Below are 16,475 nucleotides of genomic sequence, written 5' to 3' on the forward strand. Positions count from 1 at the left end.
CGAAACTCCCTTGAGTAGAAGACGGTTAGTAGAGGCTGTGGCCGTGCTGGCGCACCTGATCCGTGCTGACCTTGCCGCGCACCACCCGGTAGACCCAGAGGGTGTAGCCGATGTTGATGGGCATCAGCACCCCCACTATCCCCAGCATGATGAGCAGGGTGCCCTCGCTGGAGGTGCCGTCCCACAGGGTCAGGCTGCTCGACGGATCCAGGGACGAGGGCAGCACGAAGGGGAACAGGGCGATGGCGATGGTCAGCATCATGGTGGCGCAGGCGCCGCCGCTGGCCATGATCGCCAGGCGCGGCAGGCCGCGGGCACTGGCGAGGCTGCTCACCATGGGCAGCAGCAGGCCCAGGGCCGGCACACACCAGAGCCAGGGCTGTGCCGCGAAGTTGCTGAACCAGCCGTCCGGTGCCAGCGCCACCTGCTTCATCAGCGGAGTGAGGGCGCCGTTGAGATCGCCGATCTCCTGCAAGCGGTAGCCTTCCATCTGGCTGAGCCAGACGCCGCCCAGGGCAAACAGGCCGCTCGCCAGGGGGCCGAGCCAGAAGCTCTGGCGGGCGCAGCGCTCGGCGATCACCCCTTGGGTCTTGCACTGCAGGAAGCTGGCGCCGTGCAGCATCAGCAGAGCCAGCGCCGTGCCCATGCAGGTCAACAGCAGCGGCCAGTTGAATTCGAAGGCACCGTAGTGAATGCGAAGGGCCGAGTCGAAGCGAAACGGCAGGCCTTGCAGCAAAAAGCCGAGGGTCGCGCCGAACACCAGGGTCGGCAGCAGGGCCCCCGTCACCAGGGCCCTGTCCCACCAGCGCCGCCACTGGGCCGATTCCAGCTTGCTGCGATAGTCAAAGCCCACCGGACGCAGGAAGAGGCCGAACAGCAGGAACATGAAGGGCACATAGAGCGCCGAGAAGGCGGCGGCATAGACCAGCGGCCAGGCGGCGAACAGGGCGCCGGCGCCGGCGATGAGCCACACCTGGTTACCCTCCCACACCGGGCCCACGCTGTTGAGCAGCACCCGCCGCTCCTCATCTGTCTTGCCGACGATGGGCAGCAACAGGCCCACCCCCAGATCGAAGCCGTCCATCACCACGAAGCCGATGAGCATGAACAGCACCAGACCCCACCAGATCAATTTCAGGGTTTCGTAATCCATCAGAGCGCACTCCCGCTTGCCAAGACTTCACCTTGATAACGACCCGTCTGCAGGCTGGCGGGCCCTTTGCGGATCACATGACGCAACAAGAACAGCTCCACCACCAGCAGGCTGGTGTAGATGAGGCTGATGGAGATGAGGCTGAACCAGATCTGGCCCGGCTGCAGCAAGGAGACCGAGGCCGAGACCGGCAGCACCTCGCTGATGGTCCAGGGCTGGCGGCCAAACTCGGCCACGAACCAGCCCGCCTCGATGGCGACCCAGGGCAGCGGAATGCTCCAGAACAGCACCCTCAGCAGGCGCGGCGATTGCACCAGCCGGCCCCGGCACAGTTGCAGGAAGGAGGCGGCAAAGAGCACGAGCAACACAACCCCTATGCCCACCATCAGCCGGAAGCTCCAGAACAGCGGCGCCACCTGGGGCACTGAATCCTCCACCGCCAGGGCGATGGCCGCCTCGTCGGCCCGAGCTATGTCTTTGGCATGGGGGGTCAGCAGCAGGCCGTAACCGAGATCCTGGCGGTGTTGCTCGAAGGTGGCGCGGGCGGCGCCGTTGCCACCGTCCTGGCGCAGCGCCGCCAGGGCACCATAGGCCAGCATGCCGCTGCGGATGCGCACCTCGTGATCGGCCTTGAGATCCTTGATGCCGGTCACCGCCTCATCCAGGGAGCGGGTGGCTATGATGCCCATCAGATAGGGGATCTTGACGGCCGCATGGGTGGTCTCGGCGTGCTGATCGGGCCAGCCGAACAGGGTGAAGGCCGCCGGGGCTGGCTCTGTCTCCCACTCCGCCTCGATGGCGGCGAGCTTGACCTTCTGCACCTCACCGGTGCGATAACCGGACTCGTCGCCGAGCACGATGACCGAGAGGATGGCGGCCAGACCGAAACCGGAGGCGATGGCGAAGGATCGCAGGGCGAAGCGCACCTCCATGCGGCGCAGCAGATACCAGCTGCTCACCCCCATCACGAACAGGGAGGCAGCCACGTAACCCGCCGCCACAGTGTGCACGAACTTGACCTGGGCTACCGGGTTGAACAGCACGGCGGTGACGTCGGTCAGCTCCATGCGCATCGTCATGGGATTGAACTCGGCGCCGACCGGGTTCTGCATCCAGCCGTTGGCGATCAGGATCCAGAGGGCGGAGAGGTTGGAGCCGAGCGCCACCAGCATGGTCACCATCAGGTGCTGACCGCGGGAGAGCCTGTCCCAGCCGAAGAAGAACAGGCCCACCAGGGTGGACTCGAGGAAGAAGGCCATCAGCCCTTCCACCGCCAGGGGGGCGCCGAAGATGTCGCCGACATAGTGGGAGTAGTAGGCCCAGTTGGTGCCGAATTGAAACTCCAGGGTGATCCCCGTGGTCACCCCCATCACGAAGTTGATACCGAACAGCTTGCCCCAGAAACGGGTGATGTCCTTGTAGATCACCTTGCCGGTCATCACGTAGGCGGATTCGGCGATCACCAGGATCCAGGACAGCCCCAGGGTGAGGGGCACAAACAGGAAGTGAAACATGGCCGTGGCCCCGAACTGCAATCGGGACAGGCTTACCACATCATCCAGGCTAATCATGCAGGACTCTCTATGTTGCATTTAACAGACAGGTTTTCGCCTGCCAAGTACAACATGAGTCATGACACCTATAACAGATGCAGTTATATTGAAATACACCTAGAACAGTTTGAACCCGCCATGTCCCGCTACGGCCAGCTGGCAGCCCTGCTGCAGCAACAGATAGAGCGCGGCGTCTGGCAACCGGGGGAGCGCATTCCCTCCATCCGCCAGAGCTGCAAGACCCACGCCCTCAGCCCCATGACGGTGCTGCAGGCCTATCAGCTGCTGGAAAGCCGTGGCCTCATACTGGCGCGGCCCCAGTCCGGCTACTACGTCAAGGCCGCCGCCTCCCCGCTGCGGACCAGCGCGCCGCAACAGGCCCACTACAGCGGCTCGGTGGACATCAACGATCTGGTGTTCGAGGTGCTGCAGGCGAGCAAGTCCCGGGAGCTGGTGCCCCTTGGCATGGCGGTGGCGGATCCCGCCCTCTTCCCCCACCCCCAGCTCGGCCGGGCCCTGGCCAGCTGCATGCGCCGGCTCGATCCCTTCAGAACTGTCGCAGACCTTCCCCCCGGCAACGAGGCGCTGCGCCGTGCCATCGCCCAGCGCTATGCCGGTGACGGGCTGGCGGTCGATCCCCAGCAGATCATCATCACCACAGGCGCCATGGAGGCGCTCTCCCTCGGGCTGCAGGCCCTGACCGAACCGGGGGACTGGGTGGTGGTGGAATCCCCCACCTTCTACGGCGCCCTGCAGGCCATAGAACGTTTGAAGCTCAACGTGGTGGAGATCCCGGTGATCCCCGGGGTCGGCATCGATCTCGCCCTGCTGGTGGAGGCGCTGATCCTGCGCCCCATCAAGGCGTGCTGGCTGATGGGCAACGTCCAGCACCCGCTCGGCCATACGATGCCGGACGGGCACAAGCAGGCGCTGATGGCCCTGCTCAACGAGCACCGGGTGCCGCTGGTGGAGGACGACGTCTACGCCGAGCTCTACTTCGGCCGGGAGCGGCCTCGCCCCATCAAGCATTGGGATGCGCGGGGGGACAGCTTGCTGTGCAGCTCCTGGACCAAGTGCCTGGCGCCGGGTTTTCGGGTCGGCTGGGTGGTGGCGGGGCCCCACGCCGAGCGCATCCAGCGGCTGCAGCTGATGTCGACCCTGTCGACCAATGTGCCGAGCCAGCTGGCACTCGCCGACATGCTGCGCCAGGGCGGGGTGGACGCCCACTTTCGCCGCCTGCGCCACACCCTGGCCCAGCGTCAGCAGCAGATGCGCGCCGCCCTGCTGCGCCTCTTCCCGGATGAGGTGCGCATCAGCGCCCCGGATGGCGGCTACTTCCTCTGGCTGGAGTTCGCCCCTCGCCTCGATGGCCGGGCCCTGCACGCCCAGGCACTGGCCTGCGGCTTCTCGTTGGCGCCGGGGGCGCTGTTCTCGAGCCAGGGCCAGCACAACCACTGCCTGCGCATCAACAGCTCTCATCCCTGGAGCCCGCAACTGGAAGCCGCCCTCGTCCGACTGGCGGAGCTTATCAATACCCAGCTTTCTCAAAACACGCTATATGACGGAAATAACTCCGTACGTGGATCATGAATTTGAACTCGGCTGTAAATCACCTCTTTAATAGTTGGCGTAACCCGTCATATTCTCGCGGAGCTATTTTTAATAGCTCGACAATCGTTGCTTTACGCCTTTCTTCACTCATTCGCAGAAGCAGAGAGCGCAGGTCATGTTCGATACTGTCTCGCTTAGCACCACGGGCTTCAGCCATGAGATACCAATTATGTCCTTCTTCAATATTTCCCAGCTCAATATTGAGAGCACCTAACAGTGTGCATGGTCTGAAGTTATGAGGTTGCAATGCATGAGCCTCTGCTCCCATTTGCAGAGCATCAGCAAGTTTTCCCAAGTCACGCAGCGCCCCCCCATGAGTTGTCCTAATAGCTGACTTGAGCTTCGCATGCTCTTGGCGTTTAGCCGGAATAGCCAAGAGCAACTCAATAGCCGAGGCCGCTGCAGCACATTTTCGAAGATGTGCGCTGGCATTGACTGCTTGCCATGGATCACTGGATTTCTGGTACTCTGAAATATAAAAATCGGCTTCTATTCGATGGTAAACATGCCATATTTTATCTGTTTGATACTCCCACCCCTTAGTTTTTAGCCAGATAAAATCAATTTCAGAAAGTCGTGACTTAGCATCCAGCGCACGCAAGATATGCATCAACTGCTTGAAATAATGCTTTTCCACAAATATTTCAATTCCAAACTTCCGGCGAAGCTCTTGGTTTTTTCTCCGATCTATAAATTTTGGATCGCTCTCACGTTTTATTTGTTCAGCTTCATATTGAGCCTGAAGCATTTCATATTTCAAGGCTACAGCTTTCTGCTCGGCTATTCTCATAGCCTCAAATTCAAGCTGCTGCTTTTTAGCCGTAGCAATACGCTGCTCTCGCTCTAATAAGGCGAGTCTATAAAAATCCCCTTTGGATAACGCCCCAGTAAGAAAACCAAGCAAGGCATTAAGTCCTTTAGACTCAAGATATTGTTGACTCAAAATAGACAGTTGCCGGCCTTTGCTAACAGATAAAAGCAGGTTGTTAAGCCGACCTCCACCCGTTGTTGCACTGGTTAAATCATCAACACTGTAATATTTGGCCAGCTCAACTGGAGAAGTTGACATTGTGCACACTCCTTGTGCAAACGTTGATGTGGTAGTTGACATTAACATAATGTGGAATTTAGTTAATAAAACGTGTGTCGCATTTCCAACTGGTGATCCTTGCAAAGATGATGATGGCTCTACGCCATCTTGGGAGATGCAACCCTCAATCCAAAGCACCTCACTTGGCTTCTTTTACACTCACCAAAGACAACAAGACCCCATCACGGGGCCTCATCGATAATCCTTGTACGTGATGCGGGCTCAGGCCGGCTGCGCCAGCTGGGCCACCTGCCGCTCGATACTTCCCTTGAGGTTGTCATCGAGTTTCAAGGCCCGCGCCAGCTCATCCAGATAGCCGCGTTCCATGAAATGGTCCACGTCGATGGCGAGCAGGGAGGCGAGGTAGACCTCGGTGGCCTGCTCCATGTCGGTCACATCCCGGGCCAGCGCCTGCGGATCCAGGGGACGGGCCAGCTCGGCGTCAATCCAGCGCGCCGCATCGCTTTGGCCCTGCTCGGTCAGGTAGTCCTGGATCTTCTGGCGCTCGGCGGCGTCGATATGGCCGTCGGCCCGGGCCGCCGCCACCATGGCGCGCACCAGCAGGGTGGCACGCGCATCCAGCGCCTGACCCTGCAGGGTATCGAGGGGCTGGGCAGGTTGCGCGACCCCGCTCTGCTGGGCCTGCCAATCCTGATAGAGCTTGTAGGCGAGGCCGCCGAGGGCCGCCGCGCCGCCTACCGCCGCTACCTTGCCGCCATACTTGCGCACCTTCTTGTTGCCAAGCAGCAAGGCCATGGCACCGGCAGCCAGGCCGCCCTGCGCCATGCCCTTCATCTGCGACTTGCGGCTGTCGCCGCCTTCGTTGAGCCAGCCCTTGCCAGCGCCCATTAATTGCTCCAGCATCTGTTTCATAAGACCTCCGCTTTGCATGATTTTCCATGCTGGGCCGCGCCCACTGAACTCAAGGTGAATGGATGCCACTGCCACGCCTGTTGCTGCTGACCCTGCTGACCCTGACGGCGTTCGCCGCCAACTCTGTGCTCTGCCGTCTGGCCCTGTTTGAAGAACGGATGGATCCGGCCCTGTTCACCCTGCTGCGGCTGACCAGTGGCGCCCTGGTGCTGCTCCTGCTGTGCCGGGCCCGTCAGCCGATGCCTCGCCAGGGAGACTGGGGCGGCGCCCTGGCCCTCCTCGTCTACGCTGCCGCCTTCTCCTTTGCCTATCTCACCCTGACCACGGGCACTGGCGCCCTGCTGCTGTTTGCCGCCGTTCAGCTCAGCATGCTGGCGCCCCCTCTGCTGCGCGGGGAATCTCTGCCACGGCGCCAGTGGGCCGGTCTGCTGCTCGCCATGGCGGGGCTGGTACTGCTGCTGTTGCCCGGCATCCGGGCGCCGGATCCCCTGGGCGCGGCCCTGATGATCGCGGCCGGCATCGCTTGGGCCTGCTATACCCTGCAGGCATCGCGTTTTGCCGATCCGGTCGCCGCCAATGCCGGCCACTTCCTGCGCGCCAGCCTGCCGGCCAGCCTTCTCTATCTGCTGCTGGGTCAGCTTGAGGCCAGCCCGGCCGCCATCGGCTATGCCCTGGCCTCGGGAGCCCTCGCCTCCGGTCTGGGCTATTCACTCTGGTACCAGGTGTTGCCCCAGCTGGGGCGCACCCTGGCCGCCAGCGTGCAGTTGCTGGTGCCCCTGCTCGCGGCGCTGGCCGGTCTCATCTGGTTGGATGAGTCCTGGTCACTGCGGTTGTTATTGTCATCACTGGGCATTCTGGGGGGCATAGCCCTGGTCATAGCGGGACGCCCCCCTTCAGGAGACAAGCCATGAAAATTGCCATACTGCTGCTCGGTTGCAGCCTCTCGGCCAGCCTGCTGGCCGCGGTAGAAGACAGGGAAGCCCAGCAGGCCAAACTGGATGCCGCCTGCCAGCAAGCCCAGCAACAGCTGGTCGAACAGGGCAAGAAACAGCGGATCGACGCCTGCATCAAGGCGGGTGGCAAGGCCGCCAAATGCCAGCAGGAGTTCGCCAGCTTCGGCCAGCGGGAGGGCAACAAGCGGCCCGATCTCAACAGCCTGCCCCCCTGCCAGCAGGCCGATGCCTATCGCAAGAGTTACCGTCAATGAACCCGGCCCCTGGAGAGAATCTGACCCCGCCCCGCGAGCTGACCCTGCAGTTCCTGGCCGAGCCCGCCGACGTCAACTTCGGCGGCAAGGTGCACGGCGGCATGGTGATGAAGTGGATAGATCAGGCGGGCTACGCCTGCGCCGCCGGCTGGTGCGGCGGCTACGCGGTCACCGTCTACGTGGGGGGGATCCGCTTCCTTCGCCCCATCCAGATAGGCCAGCTGGTGGAGGTGCACGCCCAGGTGATCCACACAGGCACCACCAGCATGCACCTGGCAGTGGATGTCTACAGCCGCCACCCGGCCAGCCGGGAGCGCCACAAGACCACCCACTGCATCATCATCTTCGTGGCCATGGACGAGACGGGCACACCAACCCCAGTGCCCCAGTGGCAACCTGTCTCGGCCGCCGATCGGCAGTTGCAGCAGTACGCCAAGAAACTGATGGCCCTGCGCGAGGAGATAGACAAGGAGATGCGCCAGCACCTCTGAGCCGGATCGCCCGTGACACTGGGCCGATCCCTATCCGGGTGCGGCTCTGTATAATGGCGTTTTGCCCATTACGGAGTCTGTCATGTCACTGGAAAATGCCCCGCCCGAGGTCAAGCTCGCGGTGGATCTCATCGAGCTGCTGGAAACCAACCGGATCGATCCGGCGCTGGCCCTGGCAGCGCTGGCCATCGTCTCCGAGGACTATCAACGCAAGCTCAAAGAAGGCAAGGATCGCTGAGCGCGGCCGTGCTGCCGCCCCACCCCGCACAGGAGGTACAATGACAGGTCCTATCCGTTTCGAAACCGGCCGCCCCATGCTGTTTGGCGGCCTGCGCCGTCACCATGCCTTCGCCCACGCCGACTTCGGCGGCCAATGGCGTGACTTCAGCGCCCTGGGCCCGTTGCCAGGCCAGCTGGGCGAGCATGCCTATGGCGTCATCTGCGGCGTGACCGCCACCCAATGCGAATACATGTGTGCGGTGGAAGTCGCCGCGCTGGAGGTGCTGCCCAAGACCCTGGGGCGAATGCGCATCGAACCCCAGAGCTATGCCGTCTTCCTGCATCAGGGGCATGTCTCGACCATGCCGAACACTTGGCAGCAGGCGCTGGACTGGCTGGCGCAGTCCGGTTACCAGTCCGCCCACAAGCCCGATTTCGAACGCTATGGCGCGGCCTTTGACCCGCACACCGGCAGCGGCGAGGTCGAGCTCTGGCTCGCCGTGCTGCCGCGCCAGGCCATGGCCTGAGGCTGACCCCTCGACGGCGAGCCCAACCATTCAGGCAGGCCCCATCACCTGGTCGCACAGGCTGATGAGGGCCTCGCCGAGGCGAGTCAGCGGCTCGCCGCGCTCCGCCCCCAGGTGCAGTGCCAACTCCACCGGCGCCACCGCCGGCCAGTGGCTCAGCGCCCGCTGATCCGGTTGCAGCAGCCGTCTTGGCAACAGACTGACCCCGATCCCCGCACTCACGGCCCCCTGCAAACTGGCGAGGCTGGCGCTGACATAGGCGATGCGCCAGCGCAGTCCCTTTCCATCGAGCGCCTCGGTGATCTGCCGCCGATAGAGCCCCTCGCTCGGGAACACCACCAGCGGCAGAGGGTCTCGCTCGCTGGCGGGCCAGTCGCGACTGTCGACCCAGGCCAGGGGTTCACGCCAACTGGCGAGCGGCGCCCCCTGCCCCCGCGCCTGCTTGACCAGCGCCAAGTCCAGCTCGCCAGCCTCGAACCGCTGCCAGATCTCGTGGCTGAGGCCGCTGTGCACCTCCAGCCGTACCTGCGGATAGTCGCGGGCAAAGGCCGCCAGCACAGGGGCCATGGCGCCGGCGGCGAAGTCCTCCGGCACCCCCAGGCTCAGTTGCAGGCTCCCTTCGGTCACCTGCTCCTCGGCCTGCATCAGCAGTGCCAGGATGCGGCGAGCCAGCCCCAACAGCTTTTCACCCTCCGCCGTGGTCACCACCTGGCGGCCGGAGCGGTCAAGCAGCGGGCAACCGAGTTGCTGCTCGAGGCGCCGCATCTGCTGACTGATGGTGGACTGGGTCAGGTGCACCCGCTCACCGGCGCGGGTGAAGCTGCCGGTGTCGACGATGGCGACGAAGCTGCGCAGCAACAGGGGATCCAGCATGGGGCACTCCATTTACAAAACCACTGAATGCCATTCTATCATTTAATTTCCCCATGGCTGGATCCCCCGCTAGGCTGGTCTGCTCCCCTCATTGGCTCAAGGTCTTTCTCATGTCCCATACCCCTGTCGACTCCACAGGCACTCGCCTTGTCTCCTCGCTGACCGCCCTCACGGATCCCGCCCATCAAGGGTGGCTGGAGCAGGCGTTGCAGCTGGCCCTCTACAACCGCCGGCAGGGTGGTCGCCCCTTCGCCGCCCTGCTGGTGCAGGATGGGCAACTGGTGGCGAGCGCCGTCAACGCCATGCATCTGGACGGCGACCCCACCCGCCATGCGGAGCTGGAGGCCCTGCGCCAGGCCAGCCAGGTGGGGCCGCTGGCGGGGGCCATCGTCTATGCCAGCGGTCACCCCTGCCCCATGTGCCTGAGCGCCCTGGTGATGAACGGCATTCGCGCCGTCTATTACGCCTTCGACAATCAGGATGCGGCCCCCTTCGGCTTTGACAGCACATCGAGCTATGACAAGCTGCGACTGCCCCTCAAGCCGCCCCCCCTGCCCCTCATCAAGCTGCCGAGCTCCATCAGCGCCGCCTGCCTCTATGGCGATGAGGCTCCCAAGCCGCAGGCGGAGCCGGCTCATGAGTAAGGGCCTGCCCGCCGGTGCCGCCACCGATGGCAAGCAGGCACTGGCCCTGCTGGTGCTGGTGATCCTGATTGGCCTCAACCTGCGCCCCTTTCTCACCGCCATTGGCCCCCTGAGCCGCGACATTGCCGAGGCGCTCGGGCTCGGCATGGATACCTTGGCCTGGCTGACCCTGCTGCCGCTCTGGCTTATCGGGGTCGGCGTGCTGATCACCCCTGCCCTGCGTCGTCTCACAGGCCCGCGCCAACTGCTGGGGGCCGCCCTCTTGCTGCTGGGGATGGGCAATGCCATGCGCTTCGATGCCCAGAGCGGCGCCCTGCTGATCGCCAGCGCGGCGCTCTGTGGCCTGGGCTCGGCGCTGGTGCAAGGGGTGCTGCCCGGCCTTATCAAGCAGCGCTTCGCCCACAAGGTGCCCCTGGTGATGGGGATCTTCTCCGCCTGCATGATGGGGGGCGGGGCGCTGGGAGCCAGCCTCACCCCGCAGCTGGCGGCGAGCCTCGACTGGTCGCGGGCGCTGGCGCTGTGGAGCCTGCCGGTGCTGCTGGCCATGGTCTGGCTTATCTGGCGGGTACGGCTGCCAGGCGCCACTGCGGTCGCCATTCCCCACGGCGAGCAGCGGCTGATCGCCCTGCCCCGCAGCTGGCTGCTGATCGGCTGCTTTGGCATCATCAACAGCGGCTACGGCATAGTCGTCGCCTGGCTGGCACCCGCCTACATGGCACAAGGGTGGAGCGCCCAGCAGGGAGGGGAGCTGGTAGCCTGGCTGGCTCTGGCCCAGACCGCCAGCGGTCTCGGCCTGCCGCTGCTGGCGGCCCGCAACACAGACCGGCGCCCCTGGATGGGGTTGGCCATTGTCATGCAACTGGCGGGATTTGGCGGCCTCTGGCTCGCCCCACAAGCCTCCCCCATCCTCTGGTGCATGCTGTGTGGTGCAGGTCTTGGCGGCAGCTTCTCCCTCATCATGGTGATAGCGCTGGATCACCTGCCCGACCCGCGCCGCGCTGGCACCCTCAGTGCCCTGATGCAGGGATTTGGCTTCATGCTAGCGGCGACCGGCCCCTGGGTGGCCGCCCGCCTCCATCACCTGAGCGGTGACTTCGCCGCCGCCTGGCAGTGGCAGCTGGGGGGCCTGCTGCTGATGAGCCTGCTGGTGCTGCGCCTCGATCCGCGCAGCTATGCCAAGGTGATGAGGTTGCCAGCGTCTGCGGCCACGGCCAGCAGTCAGGCCCAAAGCAAAACACCGGCCTGAGGCCGGTGTTTTGGGGATAACAAGGAGGGGCTGACGCCGCTCAGGGTTGCGCCTCAGCGCCCCTTCTTCTGACGGCCGGACTGGCCGGCTCGTGGTTTGGCTGCGGCCGGTTTGCCGCCCTTGCTGGGGGCCCCTTTGCCTGCGGCGGCTTTTCCAGCGCCGCCTTTGTTGGCAGCCCCTTTACCGGATCCGACCTTGCCCACCGGGCTCTTCTTCTCGAAGGCCTCCGGGCCCGGCACATTGGGACGACCGCCTATCTCGTGATCATCATCCCGGCGCGGCTTCTTGCCTTGCGCCGCTTTGCCGGTTTGGGCAACAGCGGCTTTGGCCACCTTGGGCTTGTCGCCTTTGGCCGGTTTCACCTCGGAGGAGGAGTCCTCGATCAGCTTGAACAGCTCGATCAGCTCGTCGTCGGTCAGATCCCGCCACTCGCCCACCGGCAGCCCCTTGAGGCTGACGTTCATGATGCGAATGCGCTCGAGCTTGGTCACCTCGAAGCCGAAGTGTTCGCACATGCGGCGGATCTGGCGATTGAGCCCCTGCACCAGGGTGATGCGAAACACAAAGGGCGCTTCTTTCTTCACCTTGCACTTCTTGGTGACGGCACCGAGGATAGGCACACCGGCCGCCATCCCGCGCACAAACTCGTCGGTCACCGGCTTGTCGACGGTCACCAGATACTCTTTCTCGTGATCGTTGCCCGCCCTCAGTATCTTGTTGACCAGATCGCCGTGGTTGGTCAGGAAGATGAGCCCCTGAGAGTCCTTGTCGAGCCGCCCTATGGGGAAGACGCGGGTGCTGTGGTTGACGAAGTCGACGATATTGTCTTTCTCGCCCGCCTCAGTGGTGGAGACTATGCCCACCGGCTTGTTGAGCACGATGAAGACCAGGCTGTCGGCTTCCCGCGCCTCGATCACCTGACCATTGACCTTGACCAGATCCCCGGCAAACACCTGATCGCCGATCCCGGCCCGCTTGCCATTGATAAAGACCTGGCCCTGCTCGATGAAGCGGTCGGCCTCACGGCGCGAGCAGATGCCGCTCTCGCTGATGTATTTGTTCAGGCGCATGGATTCATCAGCCAGCATGAGTCACCTGCCACAGGCCGATAGCCCCATCCAGTTGCGCGGTTGCCGGTTCCGGCCAGGCCGGGGAGGCTGTCTGCTGCATCAGCCGATTCACTACGTCAAAGTTCTGCATACCATTCCATCTTCAAAAAGGCCAAGGCCAGCTTAACCATCAAAAAACGCCGCTACAGTAGCATATTGCCCCGTCCAGCACGCCGGATACTTGCCATCCACGGCGACGCGCGCCCCCAAAATGTGCGTGGCGTCATGCCATTATGCGGCCGCACCGCTGGTGCATTGCTCCGCGCCCAACACGGCAAGGCCGGGATACGGCGAAGAGAAAGATTAAAAAATGGCGACCAGGGCGAGGCAGAAGAGCCTCCCATTTTCACCCTGAAAATATTCACGCCATATGCAACCGGCTTGCCCCCGCGCCCTACACCACCAACAACCACTTGCTATTTATTAACTTAAAATGCATAAAAAGATTTTCGTTGTCGCGAATTATCTTGCTGCAGCCATCCCGGTTTTCTGTGGTTTTCGGCGGCCAACACAACAATCGTTGGCAAACCAGACACAAAACCAAATCTTTGTCCGCATTCATCCCCAACACAAATCATAAATTTGGATGCACGGCATGCGCTTTTCTCTGGCAAGAGGCCAATTTCATCATTCACTACAGGAGTTACAGATGAGTCATTCCCTATCCCAGACGGATTTTCTGGCCCAGGTGGCCAGCCGCAACCCCCACCAGCCCGAGTTCATTCAGGCGGTGAGCGAGGTGGTCGCCTCCATCTGGCCCTATGTGGAACGCCACCCCCGCTATTTGCAGCACGGCCTGCTGGAGCGGCTGGTGGAGCCGGAGCGGCTGATCCAGTTTCGGGTTAGCTGGGTCGACGACCAGGGCCGGGTGCAGGTCAATCGCGGCTATCGCATCCAGCACAGCTCGGCCATTGGCCCCTTCAAGGGCGGCATGCGTTTTCACCCCTCGGTGGATCTCTCGGTGCTCAAGTTCCTCGCCTTCGAGCAGACCTTCAAGAACGCCCTCACCACCCTGCCCATGGGCGGCGGCAAGGGGGGTAGCGATTTTGACCCCAAGGGCAAGAGCGAGGGAGAAGTGATGCGGTTCTGCCAGGCGCTGATGCTGGAGCTCTATCGCCATCTGGGGGCCAACACAGACGTGCCGGCCGGCGATATCGGGGTGGGCGGGCGCGAGGTGAGCTACATGGCGGGCATGATGAAGAAGCTCACCAACAGCGCCGAGTGCGTCTTCACCGGCAAGGGACTCTCCTTTGGCGGCAGTCTCATTCGCCCCGAGGCCACCGGCTACGGCCTGCTCTATTTCGCCCAGGCCATGCTGGCCCATCGCGATCAGTCGCTGGCGGGCATGACGGTGTCGGTATCGGGCTCGGGCAACGTGGCCCAATACGCCATCGAGAAAGCGATGGCGCTCGGCGCCAGGGTGATCACCGCCTCCGACTCCGGTGGCACTGTCCATGATCCGGATGGCTTTACCCCCGACAAGCTGGCTCGCCTGATGGCACTCAAGAACGAGCAGCGCAAGCGGGTTGCCGATTATGCCCACGAGCTGGGACTGGAATTTTTGAGCGGCCGCACGCCCTGGCATCTGCCCACCCAGATTGCCCTGCCCTGCGCCACCCAGAACGAATTGGGGGAAGAGGACGCCGTCACCCTCATCGCGAACGGCGTGCAGCTGGTGGCCGAGGGGGCCAACATGCCGAGCAGCGCCGCCGCCATCACGCTATTCCACGAGGCCCGGGTGCTGTTTGCCCCGGGCAAGGCGGCCAATGCGGGGGGCGTGGCCACCTCGGGCCTCGAGATGAGCCAGAATGCCCAGCGCCTCTCCTGGAGCCGGGAAGAGGTGGATGCCCGCCTCAGGGAGATCATGACCAGCATACACGCCACCTGTGTCCGCTTCGGACAGGATGGCGAGGGCCATGTGAACTACGAGAGCGGCGCCAACATCGCCGGCTTCGTCAAGGTGGCCGATGCCATGCTGGCGCAGGGGGTCTGCTAGTTCAGCTCAACTGACCAGGCCCAACACACAGCGCGGCAGCCCAGGGGCTGCCGCGTTTTTCATGGCCTTGCCACCTGCCATTACCTGTACTTATCACCTTGTTTCCATTAGGCTTTAGACCATATTTCTGCATTCAAATCGCAGCGCTCATCCCGGCAGCCCGCCCCAACCTGTGCCGGCCCCCTCTTCATCGCCAAGGACAGTTTCATGCTGGCTCGTACCCGTCGCCTCCTTCGCATCTCTCTGCTGACCCTGTTGCTGGCGCTGCTGCTCGGCTGGGGGGTGATCGCCTACCTCGCCTGGCAGGCGGCGCCGCTGCAACTGTGGCATACCTTTGTGCCACCCGAACTCAGTGCCGAGGAGCTCGATAGCAGCGACTGGCAAGCCTACCTGACCCGCGAGCAGCAGCTGTTCAGTCTGGTGGAGCGGGAGGTGGTCGCCAAGACGCCGCCGGAGCAACAGCTGGCGGGCAATCGCTACTTTCAGGATGCGCCCATCAATCCCGCCCATTTTCGCGATAACTGGAACCGATCCTACCTGCTGCGCCCGGATGGCGAGGTGAAGGGGGTGGCCGTGTTCCTGCACGGCCTGACTGACTCCCCCTACAGCCTGCGCCACCTTGCCCAGCGCTATCGCGAGCAGGGCTTCATCGCCCTGGGCCTGCGTATACCCGGCCACGGAACCGTGCCCGCCGGGCTGGTCAAGATGGAGTGGGAAACCTGGCTGGCGGCCACCCGACTGGCGGTACGCGAGGCCAGGGTGCTGGCCCCGGGCAAGTTGCCGCTGCATCTGGTGGGCTTTTCCAACGGCGGCGCGCTGGCGGTGAAATACGCGCTGGATGCGCTGGAAGACAAGACGGGCACATTGGCGAGGCCGGATCGGCTGGTACTCATCTCCCCCATGATAGGGGTGACCCGCTTTGCCCGCTTCGCCGGCCTGAAGGCGGTGCCCGCCCTGCTGCCCGCCTTTGCCAACGCGGCCTGGCTCGGCATCATGCCGGAGTTCAATCCGTTCAAATACAACTCCTTCCCGGTCAACGGGGCACGCCAATCCTACCGGCTGACCCACGCCATCCAGCAGCAGGTGCGCCAGCTGGCGGCCAGTGGCGAGCTGGCGGCATTCCCCCCGGCCCTCACCTTCCAGTCTGTGATGGACTACACGGTCAGCACCCGCTCCATCATCGCCGATCTCTACCACTTCCTGCCGGCCAACGGCAGCGAGCTGGTGCTGTTCGACATCAATCGCGGCTCTGTCTTCGGCCCCCTGATGAACAGCGCCTCCGAGCTGGCCCTGAGTCACCTGCTGCCGAGCCAGCCCCAGCCCTATCGGCTGACGGTGGTGGGCAACGAGGCGACGTCCCGTCCACAGACCCAGGCCAGCACCCTGGCCGCGGGCGGCGGGCCGCAGCAGATCCTGCCCCTTGGCATCGACTATCCCAAGGAGATCTACTCCCTCTCCCACGTGGCCCTGCCCTTCCCCATGGACGATCCCCTCTATGGCATGGCGCCACGCCCCGAGCAGATGAACCAGTACGGCATCAACCTGGGTGGCCTGGCCCTGCGCGGCGAGCGCGGGGTACTGATCGTCAATCCCGGCTCCCTCACCCGCACCTCTTCCAACCCCTTCTATCCCTATCTGCAGGCGCGGGTGATGGAGACGCTGACGACGCCAACCCAGCCCCCGTCGGCAGCCATGGGGCAGCCGGCACAGGTCGGCAACGATCGCAGCGATGCCGACTATCGGGCCGACATAGACGCGTTTTTGGATGAAGCGGATACGCCGGACTCACCCTTTTAAGGCGGTAGGCAGGCAACCAAGCGCGAGTCGTCAGCCGAGGGGCGTCATCCCCCTCCAGAGGCGGCTGATTACGATAGGGTCTGACG

At 63.5% G+C, this 16,475-nt stretch carries 16 protein-coding genes; 10 read left to right on the plus strand and 6 right to left on the minus strand.

Translation table 11 applies throughout. The annotated features are described in order from the left end of the window. Positions 1-25: 25 nt before the first annotated feature. Positions 26-1,153, minus strand: coding sequence for a cytochrome d ubiquinol oxidase subunit II (cydB, locus tag BN1118_RS16615; protein ID WP_043557143.1), 1,128 nt, complete (start codon positions 1,151-1,153; stop codon positions 26-28). Continuing rightward, on the minus strand, positions 1,153-2,724 hold the full coding sequence (locus BN1118_RS16620) for a cytochrome ubiquinol oxidase subunit I (protein ID WP_043557144.1): 1,572 nt from the start codon (positions 2,722-2,724) through the stop codon (positions 1,153-1,155). Before BN1118_RS16620 ends, cydB begins: the two co-directional genes overlap by 1 nt. A gap of 120 nt (positions 2,725-2,844) precedes the next feature. Here BN1118_RS16620 and BN1118_RS16625 point away from each other — a divergent pair, with 120 nt between their 5' ends. Then, positions 2,845-4,296: an aminotransferase-like domain-containing protein gene (locus BN1118_RS16625; protein ID WP_043557145.1), complete on the plus strand. Its 1,452-nt coding sequence runs from the start codon at positions 2,845-2,847 to the stop codon at positions 4,294-4,296. Positions 4,297-4,315: 19 nt separating this feature from the next. Here BN1118_RS16625 and BN1118_RS21320 read toward each other — a convergent pair whose 3' ends face one another. Beyond that, positions 4,316-5,386: a hypothetical protein gene (locus tag BN1118_RS21320; RefSeq protein WP_084214179.1), complete on the minus strand. Its 1,071-nt coding sequence runs from the start codon at positions 5,384-5,386 to the stop codon at positions 4,316-4,318. A gap of 243 nt (positions 5,387-5,629) precedes the next feature. Then, positions 5,630-6,280: a tellurite resistance TerB family protein gene (locus BN1118_RS16635; RefSeq protein ID WP_043557149.1), complete on the minus strand. Its 651-nt coding sequence runs from the start codon at positions 6,278-6,280 to the stop codon at positions 5,630-5,632. 62 nt (positions 6,281-6,342) lie between these two features. Between BN1118_RS16635 and BN1118_RS16640 the strand changes: the two genes are divergently transcribed. From BN1118_RS16640 to BN1118_RS16655, 5 genes are all read left to right on the plus strand, one after another. Next, the gene (locus tag BN1118_RS16640) at positions 6,343-7,191 is read left to right on the plus strand and encodes a DMT family transporter (RefSeq protein ID WP_043557151.1); all 849 of its coding nucleotides are present in this window, start codon (positions 6,343-6,345) and stop codon (positions 7,189-7,191) included. Next, positions 7,188-7,487, plus strand: coding sequence for a hypothetical protein (locus BN1118_RS16645; protein ID WP_043557153.1), 300 nt, complete (start codon positions 7,188-7,190; stop codon positions 7,485-7,487). Before BN1118_RS16640 ends, BN1118_RS16645 begins: the two co-directional genes overlap by 4 nt. A gap of 20 nt (positions 7,488-7,507) precedes the next feature. After that, positions 7,508-7,978, plus strand: a complete 471-nt coding sequence (locus tag BN1118_RS16650; RefSeq protein WP_043135262.1) for an acyl-CoA thioesterase — start codon at positions 7,508-7,510, stop codon at positions 7,976-7,978. A gap of 82 nt (positions 7,979-8,060) precedes the next feature. Next, a complete protein-coding gene (rsmS, locus tag BN1118_RS21325; RefSeq protein ID WP_084214180.1) occupies positions 8,061-8,216 on the plus strand; it encodes a pleiotropic regulatory protein RsmS in 156 nt (51 codons plus the stop codon). Between the two features lie 40 nt (positions 8,217-8,256). Then, positions 8,257-8,724, plus strand: coding sequence for a GyrI-like domain-containing protein (locus BN1118_RS16655; RefSeq protein ID WP_043557154.1), 468 nt, complete (start codon positions 8,257-8,259; stop codon positions 8,722-8,724). A 30-nt stretch (positions 8,725-8,754) separates the two neighbouring features. On the opposite strand, the gene BN1118_RS16660 is transcribed toward BN1118_RS16655, so the two are convergent. Beyond that, a complete protein-coding gene (locus BN1118_RS16660; protein ID WP_043557155.1) occupies positions 8,755-9,597 on the minus strand; it encodes a LysR family transcriptional regulator in 843 nt (280 codons plus the stop codon). A gap of 110 nt (positions 9,598-9,707) precedes the next feature. Here BN1118_RS16660 and BN1118_RS16665 point away from each other — a divergent pair, with 110 nt between their 5' ends. Both BN1118_RS16665 and BN1118_RS16670 read left to right on the plus strand, forming a co-directional pair. Further along, complete coding sequence (locus BN1118_RS16665; RefSeq protein ID WP_043557156.1) at positions 9,708-10,241, plus strand: nucleoside deaminase; 534 nt, start codon at positions 9,708-9,710, stop codon at positions 10,239-10,241. Then, positions 10,234-11,487: a cyanate transporter gene (locus BN1118_RS16670; RefSeq protein ID WP_043557157.1), complete on the plus strand. Its 1,254-nt coding sequence runs from the start codon at positions 10,234-10,236 to the stop codon at positions 11,485-11,487. The genes BN1118_RS16665 and BN1118_RS16670 overlap by 8 nt, the downstream gene beginning before the upstream one ends. Before the next feature lie 53 nt (positions 11,488-11,540). On the opposite strand, the gene rluF is transcribed toward BN1118_RS16670, so the two are convergent. After that, a complete protein-coding gene (gene rluF / locus BN1118_RS16675) occupies positions 11,541-12,575 on the minus strand; it encodes a 23S rRNA pseudouridine(2604) synthase RluF (RefSeq protein WP_043557158.1) in 1,035 nt (344 codons plus the stop codon). A gap of 670 nt (positions 12,576-13,245) precedes the next feature. Here rluF and gdhA point away from each other — a divergent pair. Both gdhA and BN1118_RS16685 read left to right on the plus strand, forming a co-directional pair. After that, positions 13,246-14,592: an NADP-specific glutamate dehydrogenase gene (gene gdhA, locus BN1118_RS16680; protein ID WP_043557159.1), complete on the plus strand. Its 1,347-nt coding sequence runs from the start codon at positions 13,246-13,248 to the stop codon at positions 14,590-14,592. A gap of 207 nt (positions 14,593-14,799) precedes the next feature. Next, on the plus strand, positions 14,800-16,389 hold the full coding sequence (locus tag BN1118_RS16685; protein WP_043557160.1) for an alpha/beta fold hydrolase: 1,590 nt from the start codon (positions 14,800-14,802) through the stop codon (positions 16,387-16,389). Positions 16,390-16,475 lie beyond the last annotated feature (86 nt).

This window comes from Aeromonas bestiarum (assembly GCF_000819745.1).
Taxonomy (GTDB): Bacteria; Pseudomonadota; Gammaproteobacteria; order Enterobacterales; family Aeromonadaceae; genus Aeromonas; species Aeromonas bestiarum.